20 protein-coding genes and 1 pseudogene are annotated in these 16262 nt (G+C 73.0%); 12 read left to right on the plus strand and 9 right to left on the minus strand.

All coding sequences use genetic code 11. The annotated features are described in order from the left end of the window. Positions 1-315 precede the first annotated feature (315 nt). Complete coding sequence (locus ABD437_RS01545) at positions 316-957, plus strand: class I SAM-dependent methyltransferase (RefSeq protein WP_344646887.1); 642 nt, start codon at positions 316-318, stop codon at positions 955-957. A gap of 173 nt (positions 958-1130) precedes the next feature. Then, the gene (locus tag ABD437_RS01550; protein WP_344646888.1) at positions 1131-1733 is read left to right on the plus strand and encodes a bifunctional DNA primase/polymerase; all 603 of its coding nucleotides are present in this window, start codon (positions 1131-1133) and stop codon (positions 1731-1733) included. A 23-nt stretch (positions 1734-1756) separates the two neighbouring features. Here ABD437_RS01550 and ABD437_RS01555 read toward each other — a convergent pair whose 3' ends face one another. Then, the gene (locus ABD437_RS01555) at positions 1757-2575 is read right to left on the minus strand and encodes a Vgb family protein (protein ID WP_344646889.1); all 819 of its coding nucleotides are present in this window, start codon (positions 2573-2575) and stop codon (positions 1757-1759) included. Positions 2576-2617: 42 nt separating this feature from the next. On the opposite strand from ABD437_RS01555, the gene ABD437_RS01560 reads away from it, so the two are divergent. After that, a complete protein-coding gene (locus tag ABD437_RS01560) occupies positions 2618-3199 on the plus strand; it encodes a TetR/AcrR family transcriptional regulator (protein ID WP_425558065.1) in 582 nt (193 codons plus the stop codon). On the opposite strand, the gene ABD437_RS01565 is transcribed toward ABD437_RS01560, so the two are convergent. Together ABD437_RS01565 and ABD437_RS01570 are read right to left on the minus strand one after the other, a co-directional pair. Next, positions 3148-3285 (minus strand): hypothetical protein, encoded by a 138-nt coding sequence (locus ABD437_RS01565; RefSeq protein ID WP_344646890.1) that lies wholly within the window; start codon positions 3283-3285, stop codon positions 3148-3150. The two genes, ABD437_RS01560 and ABD437_RS01565, sit on opposite strands and share 52 nt — an antisense overlap. A gap of 9 nt (positions 3286-3294) precedes the next feature. After that, entirely contained in the window at positions 3295-3987 is a 693-nt protein-coding gene (locus ABD437_RS01570; protein WP_344646891.1) for an acetoacetate decarboxylase family protein, read from the minus strand. 103 nt (positions 3988-4090) lie between these two features. On the opposite strand from ABD437_RS01570, the gene ABD437_RS01575 reads away from it, so the two are divergent. Continuing rightward, positions 4091-4330: a hypothetical protein gene (locus tag ABD437_RS01575; protein ID WP_344646892.1), complete on the plus strand. Its 240-nt coding sequence runs from the start codon at positions 4091-4093 to the stop codon at positions 4328-4330. 1 nt (position 4331) lies between these two features. On the opposite strand, the gene ABD437_RS01580 is transcribed toward ABD437_RS01575, so the two are convergent. Together ABD437_RS01580 and ABD437_RS01585 are read right to left on the minus strand one after the other, a co-directional pair. Beyond that, the gene (locus ABD437_RS01580) at positions 4332-4739 is read right to left on the minus strand and encodes an acyl-CoA thioesterase (RefSeq protein WP_344646893.1); all 408 of its coding nucleotides are present in this window, start codon (positions 4737-4739) and stop codon (positions 4332-4334) included. 88 nt (positions 4740-4827) lie between these two features. Beyond that, complete coding sequence (locus ABD437_RS01585) at positions 4828-6909, minus strand: transglycosylase domain-containing protein (protein WP_344646894.1); 2082 nt, start codon at positions 6907-6909, stop codon at positions 4828-4830. A gap of 169 nt (positions 6910-7078) precedes the next feature. On the opposite strand from ABD437_RS01585, the gene ABD437_RS01590 reads away from it, so the two are divergent. The 5 genes and pseudogenes from ABD437_RS01590 to ABD437_RS01610 all read left to right on the plus strand — a co-directional run. Further along, complete coding sequence (locus tag ABD437_RS01590; RefSeq protein WP_344646895.1) at positions 7079-7645, plus strand: DJ-1/PfpI family protein; 567 nt, start codon at positions 7079-7081, stop codon at positions 7643-7645. Next, on the plus strand, positions 7642-8145 hold the full coding sequence (locus tag ABD437_RS01595; protein ID WP_344646896.1) for a MarR family winged helix-turn-helix transcriptional regulator: 504 nt from the start codon (positions 7642-7644) through the stop codon (positions 8143-8145). The genes ABD437_RS01590 and ABD437_RS01595 overlap by 4 nt, the downstream gene beginning before the upstream one ends. Positions 8146-8296: 151 nt before the next feature. Continuing rightward, positions 8297-8521 (plus strand): hypothetical protein, encoded by a 225-nt coding sequence (locus tag ABD437_RS01600; RefSeq protein ID WP_344646897.1) that lies wholly within the window; start codon positions 8297-8299, stop codon positions 8519-8521. Between the two features lie 22 nt (positions 8522-8543). Beyond that, positions 8544-10583 (plus strand): histidine kinase, encoded by a 2040-nt coding sequence (locus ABD437_RS01605; RefSeq protein ID WP_344646898.1) that lies wholly within the window; start codon positions 8544-8546, stop codon positions 10581-10583. Continuing rightward, positions 10564-10936, plus strand: a pseudogene (locus tag ABD437_RS01610) (response regulator transcription factor); the annotation flags it as partial. The gene ABD437_RS01605 and the pseudogene ABD437_RS01610, both read left to right, overlap by 20 nt. Before the next feature lie 6 nt (positions 10937-10942). Here ABD437_RS01610 and ABD437_RS01615 read toward each other — a convergent pair. Then, complete coding sequence (locus ABD437_RS01615) at positions 10943-11404, minus strand: YdeI/OmpD-associated family protein (RefSeq protein WP_344646899.1); 462 nt, start codon at positions 11402-11404, stop codon at positions 10943-10945. Positions 11405-11413: 9 nt separating this feature from the next. Next, the gene (locus tag ABD437_RS01620; RefSeq protein ID WP_344646900.1) at positions 11414-12118 is read right to left on the minus strand and encodes a tetratricopeptide repeat protein; all 705 of its coding nucleotides are present in this window, start codon (positions 12116-12118) and stop codon (positions 11414-11416) included. Positions 12119-12147: 29 nt separating this feature from the next. Between ABD437_RS01620 and ABD437_RS01625 the strand changes: the two genes are divergently transcribed. The 3 genes from ABD437_RS01625 to ABD437_RS01635 are packed head-to-tail and all read left to right on the plus strand — an operon-like array spanning position 12148 to position 14612. Continuing rightward, positions 12148-13422 (plus strand): replication-associated recombination protein A, encoded by a 1275-nt coding sequence (locus tag ABD437_RS01625; RefSeq protein WP_344646901.1) that lies wholly within the window; start codon positions 12148-12150, stop codon positions 13420-13422. A 13-nt stretch (positions 13423-13435) separates the two neighbouring features. Then, positions 13436-14008: a TetR/AcrR family transcriptional regulator gene (locus tag ABD437_RS01630; protein WP_344646902.1), complete on the plus strand. Its 573-nt coding sequence runs from the start codon at positions 13436-13438 to the stop codon at positions 14006-14008. Between the two features lie 28 nt (positions 14009-14036). Beyond that, positions 14037-14612 (plus strand): dihydrofolate reductase family protein, encoded by a 576-nt coding sequence (locus ABD437_RS01635; protein ID WP_344646903.1) that lies wholly within the window; start codon positions 14037-14039, stop codon positions 14610-14612. A gap of 213 nt (positions 14613-14825) precedes the next feature. On the opposite strand, the gene ABD437_RS01640 is transcribed toward ABD437_RS01635, so the two are convergent. Continuing rightward, the gene (locus ABD437_RS01640) at positions 14826-15806 is read right to left on the minus strand and encodes a matrixin family metalloprotease (protein ID WP_344646904.1); all 981 of its coding nucleotides are present in this window, start codon (positions 15804-15806) and stop codon (positions 14826-14828) included. A 110-nt stretch (positions 15807-15916) separates the two neighbouring features. Beyond that, positions 15917-16165 (minus strand): SCO4226 family nickel-binding protein, encoded by a 249-nt coding sequence (locus tag ABD437_RS01645; protein WP_344646905.1) that lies wholly within the window; start codon positions 16163-16165, stop codon positions 15917-15919. Positions 16166-16262: the final 97 nt, after the last annotated feature.

A 16262-nucleotide genomic window follows, 5' to 3' on the forward strand; every position in this document is an offset into this window, starting at 1 on the left:
CGCCGGCGACCGCGTCGCCGGCGACCGCACCGGCGGCGGCGCTGACCGCCAGCCCGATCAGGCTCGGTTCGCCGGAGACCGAGAGCGCGCTCAGACAGATCAGCAGCGAGTCCGACGGCAGCGCGGTGAACACGCCGTCGGCCAGCACCACCGCCGCGAGGATCGCGTACACCCACGGCGACCCGACCAGTTCCAGAACCTGCTCCAGCATCCGCCCGCGCTCCCCGTGTCGCCGTGAACCTGCAAATAAAGATTTGCAGGTGCCAAGTCGGCCAACAATTGGGGTTCACCCCGAGTCGGACCCGGAGAGGCGCGATGATCCGGAGCGTGGGGGTGCGCGTGAACCGTGACGAACGCTGGCGGACGTTCTGGGACAAGCAGGCCGGCTCCTACGACCGGCAGATGGACTTCTGGGACCGGCGCTTCTTCGCCGACACCCGGCCGTGGATCTGCGCGCAGGCCTCCGGCGCCACCCTCGAGGTCGCGATCGGCACCGGCCTGAACCTGCCCCACTACCCCGCCGACGCCCGGCTGACCGGCGTCGAGTGGAGCCCGCAGATGCTCGAACAGGCGCGGCGGCGTGCCGTCCGCCTCGGCCGGAAGATCGACCTCACGATCGGCGACGCCCAGGCCCTGCGCTTCGCCGACGACGAGTTCGACACGGTCGTCTGCACGTTCTCGCTCTGCGCGATCCCCGACGAACGGCGTGCCGTCGACGAGATGGTCCGCGTGCTGCGCCCCGGCGGTCTGCTGCTGCTGGCCGACCACGTCGAGGCCGCGCCCTGGTACGGGCGGCTGCTGCAGCGGACGCTCGAGATCGTCACCGTGCCCAGCGCCGGGGAACACTGGCGCCGCCGCCCGATCCGGCACGTGGAAGCGCTCGGGCTCCCGATCGAGCGGCACGAGCGGTTCAAGGCCGGGGTCGTCGAGCGCTTCGCGGCCCGGAAGCCCGCGTAAATCCCCGACGAGGTCCAATCTGGGCGAATTCCCACTCTGACGCGTGAACTCCTGTCACCATTGGTGCCGGGCCGGCAACCAACTGTTCAATGTTGCGTTGCGGAGGCATCGTGGGCATCGCCAGCGGGGTACCGGGTGAACGTCGGCCTCGAGGAGCGAACCAGAGGCGGACGTTGGCGTCGCTCGCGACGGCGGCGCACGAGTATCTCGGGGCCGGGTGGCCGGTGTTGCCCGGCGCCTACTGGTCGCCGCAGACGTGCACCTACCGGTGCGGCCGGCCGGGGTGCGACAACGGCAGCCCGCACCCGGTGGACCGCGGGGTGCCCGGCCGGTGCGCCCCGCGGATCACGCCGCCGTCGATTCCGGCCGACGAGGTCGATCGCTGGTGGAACGACCGGGGGTTCAACCTGATCATGCCGACCGGCGGGGCGGCGGCCACGGTGGTGGAGGGGCCGGCGCGGTTCGTCGCCGCGCTCGAGGCCCGGCTGGCCGACGCCGGGTGCCCACCGGCGCCGGTGCTGGCGCTGCCGACCGGCGAACGTCAGCTGTTCAGCGCGCCGATCCCGGTCGACGACGAGTTGTGGCTGGCCACCGCGGTGGGCGGGGCCACGTTGCACGGTGACGGCGGGTGGGTGACGTTGCCGCCGTCGATCGTCAGCGCGGGCAAGCTGCGGTGGGAGCGGGCCCCCGAGACGATCGGGTGGCGGCTCCCGCCCGCCACCGTCGTACGCGCCGCGCTGCGCGCGGTCCTCGACCCCGGCCGCGCGGCCGCCTGACCCCGCGCACTCGGCCCCAGGGCCTAATCGGTGGGGATCGCGACCAGGGAGCCGCTCTCCATCGCGACCCACACCGTGGTGGGTGAGACCCACAGGCCGTGGGGCTCCGTGCCCGGCAACGCCCGGATCGTCACGGCCCCGTCCGCCGCGATCCGGGCCAGCTCCCCGGAGCCCCAGAGCGTCACCCAGCACCCGCCCGAACCGTCCGCGGCGACGGCGTGCGGCCGGCTCGTGGCGTCGAACCGGGTCTCGTGCCGGTGGCCGGACGGGTCCACCCGGCCGACGCGGCCACCGGCGATGTCGGCGAACCACACCCCCGACGCGGACGCGGCGACGCCGACCGGCGCCGAGCCGTCCGGGAGCTCGACGACCTCCACCGACCCGTCCCGCACCCGGGCGAGCGCACCGGCGCCGTTGAGCGCGGCCCACACCGTGCCGTCCGGCGCGACCGTGAGCATCGCCGCGCGGGCGTCGGGTACCGGGAGGTCGAGGAGGACCAGGTCGTCGCCGAGGCACCCGAGCTGGTTGCGTCCGGGCGCGGTGAACCAGATCGTGCCGTCCGGCGCGGCCGCGATGCCGTACGGGGCCGACCCCGCGGGCAGCGCGGTGACCGTGTGTTCGCCGGCGGGGTCGCGCCGGCCCAGGCGGTCGCCGGCGGTGTACCAGAGCGCCCCGTCGGGGGCGAGGGTCAGCAGCATCGGGCGGTCCGGCAGTGTCTCGTAGATGACCTCGCCGTGACGCACCCGCGCGAGGCCGGGCCGGGTCAGGATCGTCGCCCAGACCGTGCCGTCGGCGTCGCCGGTCACCGCGTAGGGCGCACCGGTCAGCACCACTTCGGACATCCTTGGCTCCCCTCTTAATGCGATGCCTGTAGCATTAACGACGTGAGCCCTTCTCCGCAAGCGAGTAGCCGACCGGGTGGCCGCACCGCCCGGAACCGCCGGTCGGTGCTGGACGCGGTCGCCGCGCTCCTCCTGGAGACCGGGTACGACGGGCTGACGATCGACACGGTCGCCGCCCGCTCCGGGGTGCACCGCACGACCGTGTACCGACGCTGGCGCGACACCGGCGGCCTGCTCGCCGACGCGCTCGACGCGGCGCGCGACGTGCCGTGGACGCCGCCGGACACCGGGTCGCTGGTCGGCGACCTCACCGCGATCAACCGGCAGATCGTCGCCGCGCTCACCGAGGTGCCGTCGATCACGGCGGCGCTGATCGCGGCGTCGTTCCGCTCCCCCGTCGCCGCCGAGGCCCTGCGCTCGTTCTGGGAGGACCGGTACGCCGCGGCCGCGGTGGTGGTGGAGCGGGTCGCACCCGGCGTCCCGGCCCGCCCGGTGCTCGTCGCGTCGTGCGCGCCGGTCTTCTACGAACTGGTGCTCCTGCGTGGCCCGGCCACCGACGACCTCGCCGAGCGTTACGCCCGGCTGGCCGCCGCCTCGGTGAGCCGGTCCAGCGCGTCACCGTAGGCGTCGAGCACCGAGACGTGACCGTCGCCGTCGCGCAGCCACCGGGTCGTGGCCGGGAGCCGCCCGGCGTGGTGCACCGGCACCATCCGGGCGGGCTACGTCAGCGGACGCGGGACCTCGAACGTCGCTCGCATCCGCTCGGTCCAGGTGGTGAGCACGACCGGCGCACCCGGCAGCCCCAGGTCGGCGAGTTCCTTCGCGAGCGGCCCGTCGCCCGGCGTCAGCTCGACGCCCTCGCCGCCGAACACCACCTGGGAGCCGTGCCCGCCCTGGGTGAACGTGGTGCGGTGCGGTTCGCCGCCGATCAGCGAGTAGGCCGCCATCGGGGTGGCCGGGGTCTCGTCGGTGCCGCCGCGTGGCGTGCGCACGGTGAACGCGTGCTGCCCGTCGACGATCAGCGACCAGGTGCTCGACGCCGGGGTGTTCTCGACGTCGATCCGCTCCACGGTCTTCGGGAAACCCCAGATCGTGCGCCCGGCCTCGCAGGTGAACGCCTGGTTCACCGGCAGGCGGGTGATGAACGTGCCGTCCTCGCCGCCGGCCGCCGGGCGGACGAAGAACGTGAACCCGACCTCGTGGTACGCGCCGAGGTCGTTGTCGCGGTAGTCGACCAGGACGAGCGCGAAGTGCGCGCGGCCCGGTTCGTTCTCCACGACCCGGAACGCGTCGCCGGGCACCAGCGCCTGCGCCGCGGCGGCGTCCACTTCGTACAGGATCGTCGCGGCCGACGCGTCGCGCACCTGAACGGGCATCGTGACGGTCTGACCGGCGATGTCATAGCTCGTCATAGAACACGTTCTACCCTAGATCGGCCGTGTGTAGAAGACGTGTAGAGGCGGCTGTCATCGTCCGACGCGATTGACACGTGAGTTCCGTCCCGGGAGCACAACCATGACCCGCACCAGGCTGCCCCTGCGGCGGCTGGCCACCGCGCTGGGGTTGACCAGGGCCACCGCCGACACCGACGCCGAGGAACCGACGCCACCGACGCGGGTCGTCGCGGTGCTGGTGCCCTCCGCGGCCGGTTTCCAGCTGCGCGCGACGCCCGACGTGCGCGTGCCCGACGGTGCCGGCCGGATCTCCCGCACGCCCGACGGCCGGATCACGCTCGACTGGCCCGAGGCGTCCTGAGTCAGTTCCGCAGCGGCGCCGGGCTCCCCAGCACCTCGACCAGCCGCGGCGGGATCTCGCGTTTCCCCGAGCCGTCGGTGGCGATCACGACGTAGACGGTGCGGGCCGAGCACGTCACCTCGCCGTCGCGGCGCACCTCGAAGTCGAGCGCGAAGCTGGTGCGGCCCACCCGCGCGGTCGACACGACGACGGTCGGCACGTCGCCGTAGTGCAGGCCGGCCCGCCAATCCAGTTCGGTCCGCACGACGGCGGCGTCGTGCCCCGAGCCGGTCAGCTCGGCGTGCGAGAGGCCACGGTCGGCCAGGAACGCCGTGAACGCCTCGTCGAGATACGTCAGATACCACCCGTTGAACACGACGCCCTGCGCGTCGACTTCCATGTACCGCACCGTGGTCGACCATTCGAACATCCACCAGCAGTACCACGCGATATCCGGTGTCGTCCCGGTGCGGTGAGTTGTCACCACGTCAGGCGCGACCGAGGAGCAGTCGGCCCGATCAGCCGTAGGCCAGCGCGTTCGTCGGGGCGGTGAAGGACTCGGCGGGCAGGCCGGGGAGCACGGCGACGAGCGTCTCGCGGGTGACGTTGATCGGGGTCTTGGTGTCGGGCACCTCGTCGTCGTACTTGTCCGGGTTGGCCAGGAACGACGCGGCGACCAGGTTCGGGGTGAAGCCGATGAACCAGGCGGCGTTGTTGTCGTCGGTCGTGCCGGTCTTGCCCGCCACCGGCCGGTCGACGGCCGCGCCGACGCTGGCCGCGGTGGGGTTGCCGCCGGGGTGCGAGCAGGCGAGCCCGACCATCGACTGCTGCCCCACCGGGCACCGGGCCATGTCGGCCGCGGCGTCGGCCACCGACGGGCTGAACGCCTGGCGGCAGGTCGGGTCGGCGAGCGTCGCGACCTGTTTGCCGACCTGGTCGCTGATCGACGTCAGCGGCAGCGGTTCGCAGTAGGTGCCCCGGGCCGCGACGGTGGCGTACGCGTTCGCCATGTCCAGCGGCGAGACCTGCGCGGTGCCCAGCGTGAACGAGCCCCAGGCGGTGGCAGTCCTCTGCGCCGCCTCCGCGAGCTGCACGTCCCGGCTGCCGCGCAGCACGACGCCGGCCGACTCCGCCGCGGCGATCGCCGACTTCACCGTCACCTCTTCCTCGAGCTGGATGAAGTACGTGTTCGCGGACTCGCCGAACGCGCTCGACATCGTCTGGTCGCCGGTCATCTTCGGCGAGGCGTTCTTCGGGCAGTACCGGTCACCGCCCACCGCGCACTCGCCGGGGTACCGGGAGACGTACCGGTCCGGCGCGTACAGCTCGTGGCTGAGCGGGATGCCCTTCTGCAGCGCGGCGATCGCGGTGAACATCTTGAACGTCGAGCCGGCCTGGTAGCCCGGCGACATCGACGACCCGCTCAGCAGCGGAACCACGGTCTGGCCGGTACCGATTCCGTACGCCCGGTTCACCGCCATCGCCTTCACCCGGCCGGTGCCCGGTTCGACGAGCACGACCCCGGTCGCGAACCGGCGGTCGGCGGTGCCCAGCGCCGCGTCGACCTGCTGCTGCGCCGCTTTCTGCATGCCGACGTCGAGCGACGAGACGATCGAGTAGCCGCCCTTGCGCAGGTTGTCCACGCGCTCGGCGGTGGTGGCGCCGAACGCCGGGTTCGACTTCCACCAGTCGAGGAACCAGCCGCAGAAGAACCCGTAGGCGGTGTCGCCGTTCTCGCACGACTGGGCGCTGGACTTCGGTTTCAGCCCGAGGTCGCTCAGGCTCACGGCGTCGGCCTGGGCGCGGGTGACGTACTTGAGCTTCACCATCTGGTTGAGCACGTAGTCGCGCCGGTCGATCGCGAACTTGTGGTCGTTCTCGACCGGGTTGTACTGCGTGGGGTTCTGCGCCAGCCCGGCGATCATCGCCGCCTCGGCCAGCGTCAGCTCGGACGGGGGTTTGCTGAAGTACGCCTGCGAGGCGGCGTAGATGCCGTAGCCGCCGTTGCCGAAGTACGTGATGTTCAGGTAGTTGGTGAGGATCTGGTCCTTGTCGAGTTCGTGTTCCAGCGCGATCGCGTAGCGGATCTCACGCAGTTTGCGCCCGGCCGTGTCCTCGGTGGCCAGTCGCTCCTCCGCGGGCGTCTTCGCGCCGTAGCGCAGGCTCGCGCGCACGTACTGCTGGGTGAGCGTGGACGCGCCCTGCGTCGAACTGCCCTGTTTCTGGTTGTTCACGAAGGCCCGGACGATGCCTTTGAGGTCGACGCCGCGGTGCTCGTAGAACCGGTTGTCCTCGGCCGCGATCATGGCCTGGCGCATCACCGGCGCGATCTGGTCGAGCGAGACGTTGCGCCGGTTCTCGTCGTAGAACTCGGCGATCTCGGTGCGCCCGTCGCTGGCGTAGAGCGTCGAGGCCTGCGGGGCCGGTGGGAGTTCGAGGTCGGCCGGCAGGTCGCTGAACGAGTCGGACGCCGACTTGGCGGTCAGCCCGGTGAACCCGGCGGCCGGGAACGCCGCGGCCGCGAGCACGACGCCGGCGAGCAGGCCGCACAGCACGAGCGACGCGATCAGGTGCCGGCTCCGTCGGATCTTCTTCGCCATGCCGTCGCCCCCTCGCCCGCCCGGTTCGTGCCAGAGACAGTAAGTCGGCGAACTTAAGAATTGGATGTCCGCTCCGGGGTAGCGATGTTGTGCTATGACGACCGTCCGTAGTGGCAATTGTCACGCTGCGGAACTTGATTGACAGGATGCTGTCAATTAGCCTGGCCTCATGACCACCGTTGCGCTGTACGCGACCGACACGATGGCCGACTGGGAGTACGGCTACCTGGTGGCCGGGCTGGCCATGGCCGGCGGCGAGCTGCGTGTGTTCGGCGCACCCGGCGTCACCGAGGTACGCACGATGGGCGGGCTGCGGCTGCTCGTCGATCCGGTGCCCGACACCGTCGACGCGCTCGTCCTGCCCGGCGCCGACACCTGGGAGTCCGGCCACGACGAGGTGCTCGACCTGGCCCGGCGCTCGCTGGAGCGCGGCGTCACCGTGGCGGGCATCTGCGGCGCGACGTTCGGCCTGGCCCGCGCCGGGCTGCTCGACGAGCGGGCGCACACCAGCAACGCACCCGACTACCTGCCGGCCTACGGCGGCGCGCACCTCTACCGGGACGCGAAGGTCGTCACCGACCGGCACCTGATCACCGCACCCGCCACCGCGCCGATCGACTTCGCCCGCGCGCTGTTCGAGGACCTCGAGCTCTTCCCCGCCGCGGTCGTCGAGGCCTGGTACGGGCTCTACACCACCGGCGAGCGCCGCTACTTCGACCAGCTGGTGGGCGCGTGACCGAGCGGTCGGCCGCCGGGAACGCGCTCACCGACGCGGTGCTGCCGGTGTTCGAGCTCAACGGTGAGCTGCTGGCCGCCGCGCGGGACATCAGCGAACCGGCCGGCCTCACCCCGGCCTGGTGGCAGGTGCTCGGCGCCACGCTCGACGAACCGCTGACCGTCTCGGACATCGCGCGGCGCGTCGGGCTGGGGCTCGCCCGGCAGAGCGTGCAACGCACCGCCGATCTGCTGGTCGCGAAGGGCTGGGCGGCCTACGGCACGAACCCGCACCACCGCCGGGCCAAACTGCTCTCCCCCACCGACGCCGGGCGCGCCACGCTGCTGCTCCTGCGCGACACCCAGCACGCCTGGGCCGACGCGGTGGGCGCGGAGGTGGGCGCGGAGGAACTCCGGTCCTTCGTCGACACCGCGCGACGCATCGCCGAGGCCTCGCGCGCCTACCGGGCGGGACAACTCTCCCGGCCGGTCGGGACCGCCGCACCATCCGGCCCGGGATAGTTCCCGGTCAGCATTTCCCCTCGTCGAAGCACGAGCGGACAGGGGAGAACCATGATCGACAGGTAGGGCCCGGCCGGGCAACGCCGCGCTCGCCGAACGCGGTGCCCTGGACGAGATCAGCACCGGTTTCCTCGTCTACGTCGTCGCCGGGTTGTTCGCGCTGAACGTCGGCATCCTGATCGCGGGCATCGCGACGATCCGCGCCCGCGTGTACCCGCGGGCGCTGGGCTGGGTGATCACGCTGGCGCCGATCCTGATCTTCGTGCCGTTCGCCGAGAACGCGAGCATCACCGTGCTGCTGCTGGCGTTCGGTGTCTGCGGGGCGTGGCTGGCGGTCGGCCGATCAGCGGCCGACACGACGCTGGCCGGAGCCTAGGGCGCCACGGGATCCTGCTCTGATGTGGAGGCTCCTGCGGATCGTGGTCGCGGCGCTCGCCGTGATCGGCGCGGCCGGGTTCGTGGCCGGCGTCGGTCCGGCGTTCCGCCGCCTGGCCGACCTGGATCCCGCGCTGGTCGCGCGCCCGGAGGCGGTCCGGGCCGGTCTCGACGAGCTCGGCGTCTCCCGCACGGTGTTCGCCGGCGTGACGGTGACCGTGCTCGTGCTGGTGGCGGCCGCGTTCTTCGGCGTCGGCGTGCTCGTGCTGGCGCGGCGGCCGCACGATCGGGCCGCGGTGCTCACCGCCGGTGTGCTGGTGGTGTTCGGGGTGGTCTGGCCGGACACGGTGCCGGTTCCGGGGTGGCCGGCTGCGGTCACGGTGACCTTCGTCGTCATCCAGCACCTGGGTTTCGTCGGCTTCCTCGGTCTGCCGTACTGCTTCCCCGACGGACGGTTCGTGCCGCGCTGGACCGGTCCGGTGTTCGCGGTGGTCGCGGTGTACGTCGTGGGGGCCGACACGCTGCTGGCCGCCGGTGTCCGGCTGCCCGGGGTGCTCGACCTGGTGGTCGTGGTCGGCTGGTTCGGGGTCGGGGCGTGGTCGCAGCTGCGCCGGTACCGGCGCGTCTCCACGCCGGTGCAGCGGCAGCAGACCAAGTGGGTCGCGGCGGCGATGGTCACCGCGGCGGTGGGTTTCACGCTGGTGGCGTTCGCGAACACGTACGTCCCGCGCTCGCCGGTCGGCGCGGTGGTGCTGGCCGGGTTCGAGCTGGCGGTCTTCGGCGGGGTGTTCGCGCTGGTGCCGGCGGCCATCGCGCGGGCGGTGCTGCGCTACCGGCTCTGGGACATCGACCCGATCCTCAACCGGGCCCTGGTGCTGGGCGGGCTCACGCTGGCGTTGGGCACGGTGTACGCGGTGGTGGTCACGGTGGTGAGCCGCGCGGTGGCCGTCGACGCTCCGCCGCTCGCGTCGTTCGCGGCGGCCGGTGCCGTCGCGGTGCTCGTCGAGCCGCTGCGCCGTCCGCTGCAGCGCCTGGCGAACCGGCTCACGTACGGCGACCGGGACGAGCCGCACGCCGCGGTGCGCGCGCTCACCCGGCGGCTGCAGGACACCGACGCGGTGCTGCCGACGCTGGTCCGGTCGATCCGCGAGGCGGTGCGCACACGGTACGCGGCGGTGGAGGACGCGGGCGGTGGCCTGCTGGCGGCCTCCGGCGACCGGCCCGACGAGCCGCTGCGGCGGCGGCCGCTGCACCAGCACGGCGAGGTGCTCGGCGCGCTGGTGCTGGCGGCGCGCGGACCCGGCGAGGAGTTCGACTCCCGCGACGAACGGCTCGTCGACGACCTGGCCCGGCAGGCCGCCACCGCGCTGCTCGCCGTCCGCCTGCAGACCCGCGCGGTGCGCCTCGCGGACGAGCTGCAGGCCTCCCGGGAGCGGCTGGTGACCGCGCGCGAAGAGGAGCGGCGGCAGTTGCGCCGGGAACTGCACGACGGGCTCGGCCCGACGCTGGCGGCGCAGGCGATGCGGATCGAGGCCGCGCGGAACCTGGTCGGCGCGCGCCCGGAGGCGGCCACCGCGCTGCTCGACGAGGTGCTGGCCGACTGCGCCGAGGCGGTCGCCGAGGTCCGTCGGGTCAGCCGGGCGCTCCGCCCGCCGGCCCTCGACGAGCTCGGCCTGGCCGAGGCGATCCGGCAGGCCGCCGCCCGGCCCGACGACCGGCTCCTGGTGTCCGTCGACATCGACCCGCTACCACCGCTCCCGGCCGCGGTGGAGGTCGCCGCGTACGCGATCGCCCGGGAGGCGCTGACGAACGTCGGGCGGCACGCCGCGGCGCGGTCGGCCACGATCCGGGCGGCGGTGACCGGCGCGGTCCTCCGGCTCGAGGTCATCGACGACGGACGCGGCCGGCCCGACGTCGTGGTGCCCGGAGTGGGCACCGAGACCATGCGTGAGCGGGCCCGTGAGCTCGGCGGGGAGTGCCTGATCACCGACGGCCCTGGCGGGGGAACGGTCGTGACCGCCACAATTCCGCTGGGAGGCCGCCATGGACGTGCTGATCGCTGACGACCACGCGCCGTTCCGGTCGGGGCTGCGTGCGTTGCTGGCCTCGGTCGAGGACATCGACCTGGTCGGCGAGGCCGCCGACGGGGAGAGCGCGGTCGCGCTGGCCACCCGCCTGCAGCCCGACGTCGTGCTGATGGACCTGCACATGCCCGGCCTCGACGGGATCGAAGCCACCCGGCGGATCGTCGCGACCAGCCCGCACATCGGGATCGTCGTGCTCACCATGCTCGAGGACGACGCTGGGCCTGTCGCCGAAGACCGTGCGCAACCACGTCTCGAACATCTTCGTCAAACTGCAGGTCGCCGGTCGGGCCGAGGCGATCGCCCGCGCCCGCGACGCGGGCCTCGGGCGCCCGTCATCAGCGGGTTCTCCCCTCCCGCACCATCTCCACGGTCTTGCCGACCCGGTCGGCCCTGGTGGCCTCGCGCTTGGCCTCGGTGACCCACCGGACGAACTCCTTGCGGTGCGAGTACGCCAGGCCGGTGAACGCGGCCCCGGCGGCCGGGTCGGCGGCCAGCGCGGCGGCCAGGTCGGCCGGCACCTCGACGGTGCGCTCCCCCGCGTCGGCCGAGATCGTGACGTCGTAGGTCTCCCCGAGCTCCACGCCGGCCTGCGCGCGGGCGGCCTTGGCCAGGCCGATCATGTTCTCGCCGCCCATCCGGGCCAGCCGCAGCGCGAGCGTGACGCCGTTGACCGTGACCGTCACCGGGAACGCCTTCTTCCCGTCCCCGAGTGCCGCGGCCTGCTCGTCGGTGAGCACGAACGCACCGGCCGGACCGCGCGGTTCGAGGACCGCGCTCAGCTGCACCGTCTGTCCCATCCGCCGACGTTAACCCACCTCACCGGGATACTGGGAGTACCCGCGCGCGTGCTGCCCGCGGAAACCGTCCTCGCCCAGCGCCGCGACGGCGGCGGCGCGAACCCGGGCCAGCTCGCCGGCGTCGTCCGGGTCCGGCACCTGGCCGAGCGCCGCGAACGCCGCGTCGGTGCTCCCCAGCAGGAACGCGGCCCGCTCGTGGTCGCCTTCGGCGCCGGACAGCGCGGCCGCGCCGATGCCCAGGTACGCGCGCATGGTCGGGTCGGTGGCCCGGCGCCGCACCGCCGCGAACAGGTCGCGGGCCCGCGCGAGGTCGCCCAGGTGCAGCTCGGTGAACGCCAGGTTGTACGTCTCGGAGGTGACGGTCCCGGGCCGGCCGAGCTCCTCGTTCAGCGCGATGCTCGCCCGGTAGCGCTCCCGCGCGGTGACGAGGTCGCCGGAGAGCCGGGCCACGGCGGCGAGCACGTGCCGCGGCCGTTCCTCCAGCGCCCGGTCGCCGGCGGCCACCGCGGTGACCAGCGCGGCCTCGGCCAGCTGTCCGGCCCGGGGCAGGTCCTCCTCGCGCAGCGCGACGCGGGAGAGCGCGTAGAGCGCCTCGACCTCGCCCGCCGGGTCCCCGGTCTCGCGGGCCCGCTCCACTTCGGACCGCGCCAGCAGCGTCACGGTGGCGGTGTCGCCCCGCCGGAACGCCGCCCGTACCTCCTCCGCGAACCCCATCTGTCGGACCCTAGCCGTACGGTCACGGTATGGACGAAGCGTTGCCGTTGTTCGAGGGTGCGGGGCCGGCGCGGCCGCTGGCCGACCGGCTGCGTCCGTCGACGCTCGGGGAGGTCGTCGGCCAGGGCCACCTGCTGGCGCCGGACGCGCCGCTGGGGCGGATGGTCGCGGAGAAGCGCCTGGTCTCGATGATCCTGTGGGGCCCACCGGGGTGCGGCAAGACGACGATCGCGCGGCTGCTGGCCGAGCGCGGCGAGCTCGTCTTCGAGCCGCTCTCGGCCACGTTCTCCGGCGTCGCCGACCTGCGGAGGGTCTTCCAGGCCGCCACGAAGCGCCGTGAGATCGGCCGGGGCACGCTGCTCTTCGTCGACGAGATCCACCGGTTCAACCGCGCCCAGCAGGACAGTTTCCTGCCCTACGTCGAGGACGGCACGGTCGTGCTGGTCGGCGCCACCACCGAGAACCCGAGCTTCGAGCTGAACGGCGCGTTGCTCTCCCGCTGCCAGGTGTTCGTCCTCAAACGCCTCGACGACGACGCTCTGGAGACGTTGATCGGGCGCGCCGGTCCGGTGCCGCTCACCGCCGACGCCCGTCAGGCCCTGGTCGCGATGGCCGACGGCGACGGCCGCTACCTGCTGAACATGATCGAGCAGCTGCCCCGGGGCGGGGCGCCGCTCGACGTCGGCCGGCTCGCCGAGCTGGTGCAGAAGCGGGCGCCGCTCTACGACAAGAAGCAGGAGGGGCACTACAACCTCATCTCCGCGCTGCACAAGTCGATGCGCGGCTCCGATCCCGACGCGACGCTGTACTGGCTCGCGCGCATGCTCGAGGGCGGCGAGGACCCGCTCTACGTCGCCCGCCGGCTGGTGCGTTTCGCCACCGAGGACGTCGGCATGGCCGATCCGCAGGCGGTGGGGCAGACGCTCGCCGCGTGGGACGTCTACGAGCGGCTCGGTTCGCCCGAGGGCGAGCTGGCCATCGCCCAGGCCGCGGTGTACCTGGCCACCGCACCGAAGTCGATCAGCGTGTACCGCGGTTTCGACGAGGCCCGCGCCGCCGCGCGCCGCACCGGCTCGCTGATGCCGCCGGCGCACATCCTCAACGCCCCCACCGGGCTGCTGCGTGACCTCGGCTACGGCGAGGACTACCAGTACGACCCGGACACCCCCGACGGGTTCTCGGGCGCGAACTACTTCCCCGACGGCATGGTGCGGGAGACGTTCTACCGGCCCACCACCGACGGCAACGAGGCCGGCGTCAGCGAACGGCTCGCGCGCTGGTCCGCGCTCCGCGAGGACGTGTAGTAGTACTGCAGGCATGCGGCAGAACCCGGCTCGGCGCACCGCGCTGCTCGACGCGGCGATCGAGGTCCTGGCCCGGGACGGGTCACGCGGGCTGACGCTGCGCGCCATCGACAAGGAGGCCGGTGTCCCCACCGGCACCGCGACGAACTACTTCGCCAACCGCGACGAGCTGCTCGCGCAGGTGATGCGGCGCACGCGGGAGCGTCTCACCCCCGATCCGGAGGCGCTCGCGGCCACCATGGCCGGAACGCCGTCGCACGCGCTGGTCGGTGAGCTGATGCGCCAGCTGCTGACGCGTCAGCGCGCCGACCGGTCGAGCAACCTCGCGATGCTCGAGCTGCGGCTGGAGGCCACCCGCCGCCCCGATCTCTACGCCGAGCTCAGCGGTTTCCTCGCGGCCGAACACCGGGAGCTCGTCGAGTACCACCTCGCGGCCGGGCTCCCCGGCGGCCGCACCGGCGTCGCGCTGCTGTACTTCGCGATGTTCGGCCTGGTCGTGGACGCGCTGACGATGCCGGCGATCGTCGAGGGCTACGACACCGACGCGCTCATCCGGGAGCTCGTGGAGCACGTGCTAGATTCGTAACCACTCCAAGTGCAGTGGTTAGGACGTCATGCGAAAACTCGTCTACTACGTCGGCGTCAGCGTCGACGGGTACCTCGCCGGGCCCGACGGATCGTTCGACTTCTTCCCGCTCGGCGACGACCTGGCCGGGTGGATCGGCGCGCACGTACCCGAGACGCTGCCGACGCACGCACGCGCGCACTTCGGGGTCGAGAGCGCCGCCAACCAGCGGTTCGACACGGTGGTGATGGGGCTGGGCACCTACCGGCCGGCGCTCGACGCCGGCATTCCGAGCCCGTACCGGCACCTGCGCCAGTACGTCGTCTCGACCACGCTGGGCGCGAGCGGGGATCCGGCGGTCGAGGTGGTCGCCGGTGACCCGGTGGCGCTGGTGCGTTCCCTGAAGGCCGAGGACTCCGCGTTCGACGTCTGGCTGGCCGGTGGGGGCGTGCTGGCCGGGGCCGTCCTCCCGGAGATCGACGAGCTGATCGTCAAGAGCTACCCGATCGTCGTCGGCGACGGCATCTCCGCGTTCTCGGGCGCGTTCGGCCCGACCGCGTTCACGCCGCGCGACCGCGAGTCGTTCGCCTCCGGCGCCCTGGTCACCCACTACACCCGGGCGTGACCTGGCGCGGCCGCCGGTACGCGCCGGGCGTCGTGCCGCGGTCGCGGACGACCGCGATCAGCTCGCCGTCGACGCGAAAGCCGCACCGGCGGGCGAGGGCCCGTCGGTCCACTCGACCCTGCCCGCCGAACCACAACGGCGGCCCGTCGGCGCGAGGGGCGCCGGCGGACCGCCGTGGGGGCGCGACCGGGGGTGTCGCGGGTCAGTGGGGACTCAGCGGGTGCCGTACATCGCGGCGAGGCCCTTGTAGTCGCCGAGCCCGAGCGTGCGCTTGCCGACCGAGCAGGCCGAGAGCGCCGGGGTCATCACCGCGCTGGCGTGCGCCGTCTGGTCGACGTGGTTGAGGCCCAGCGAGTGGCCCCGCTCGTGCAGGACGACCGACTGCAGGTCGTAGGCGTTGCTGCAGTTCGCGGTCGCGGTGAAGAACTTGTACTGGGTGTTGAGCGCGGTGTCGGTGCCGGTCACCGTCTTGGCACCGTTGACCGTCTTGTAGTAGGTGCAGGTCATCCCGAGCCACTTGCCGCTGCCGGCGACCCAGCCGATGACGTTGCGGCCGTCGTTGCCGATGCAGTTGCCGGCCGCGCCGACCTGCACGGCGGCGGAGGTCTGGCCGCCGTAGTTCGCCGCCAGGCCGATGCTGCGCTGGCCGCAGGCGGAGTTCAGCGCGGTCGTGCCGGAGGTGATCGCGGCGGCGGCGGTGCCGGACAGCGCGGACGGGGTACCGGCCGGGTTGTAGTACCAGGTGAAGCTGGGCAGCTTCCAGCCGGCCAGCGCGTACGCGGTGTCGGTGCAGGTCTTCGCGGCGTCGGTGCGGGTAGTGATCGCGTTGGCGGCCTGCGCGACGGAGTGCTCGTGCTTGTCGGTCTTGACGACGACCGACCCGTCGGCGGAGCGGCTGACGGTGATCGAGAGGTCCCCTGAGGTGCTCTGCGCGGCGGCCTGGACACCCTCGCCGGCGGCGGGGATGCGGACCGTCAGGCCCTGGTAGCGGACGTTGGTGCCGTCGGTGGCGACCGCGGCCACGTCGGTCTCGGCGTCGGCCGCGACCAGCGCGACCCGCGCCGGGGCGGCGGAGACGGCCGCGGGGGCGGTGGCGATGCCTGCGCCGACCGCCACGGTGGCGGCGACGGCCGCGAGCGCGGCGACCGTGGTGGTCGGGGCGAGGGCGGACCGGAGAGGCAGCAGGTTACGCATGCCACCTAGGTCGGAAGCTCCCAGTGCGGGAGCCGGTGCGGAAAAGTTTCCGCTCGGGAGCCGTCACGACGCCGGTGGCCGGCCCGGGCGCGGGCCGGCCACCGCGGGCCTCACACCTCGATCGGCACCTCGTAGACCTCCGCGGTCGGGTGACCCGCCCGCTCGTGCACGCGCATGATCGCCTCCTTGCTCGGACCGTGCGCGAGGCAGAAGACCTTGCCGCTCTCGGGGTCGAGCCAGGCGCGCTCGAAGTGCACGCCCTCTTCGGCCTCGATCGCGAGGTCGGCCTCGTGGGCCTCCTTCAGCTGCTCCGCGGTGACTCCGACGAAGCCGCTGTGCACGTCGATGAACGTCGCCATTGCTGTTGTCCTTTCGTTGGTGGGTCCAGCGTCGCGGCCGCGGGCCTGTCCGACATCGGTCAGACCACCTAGGGAGGCTCCGGTTCGGCCTACATTC

The organism is Cryptosporangium japonicum, from assembly GCF_039524755.1.
Taxonomy (GTDB): Bacteria; Actinomycetota; Actinomycetes; order Mycobacteriales; family Cryptosporangiaceae; genus Cryptosporangium; species Cryptosporangium japonicum.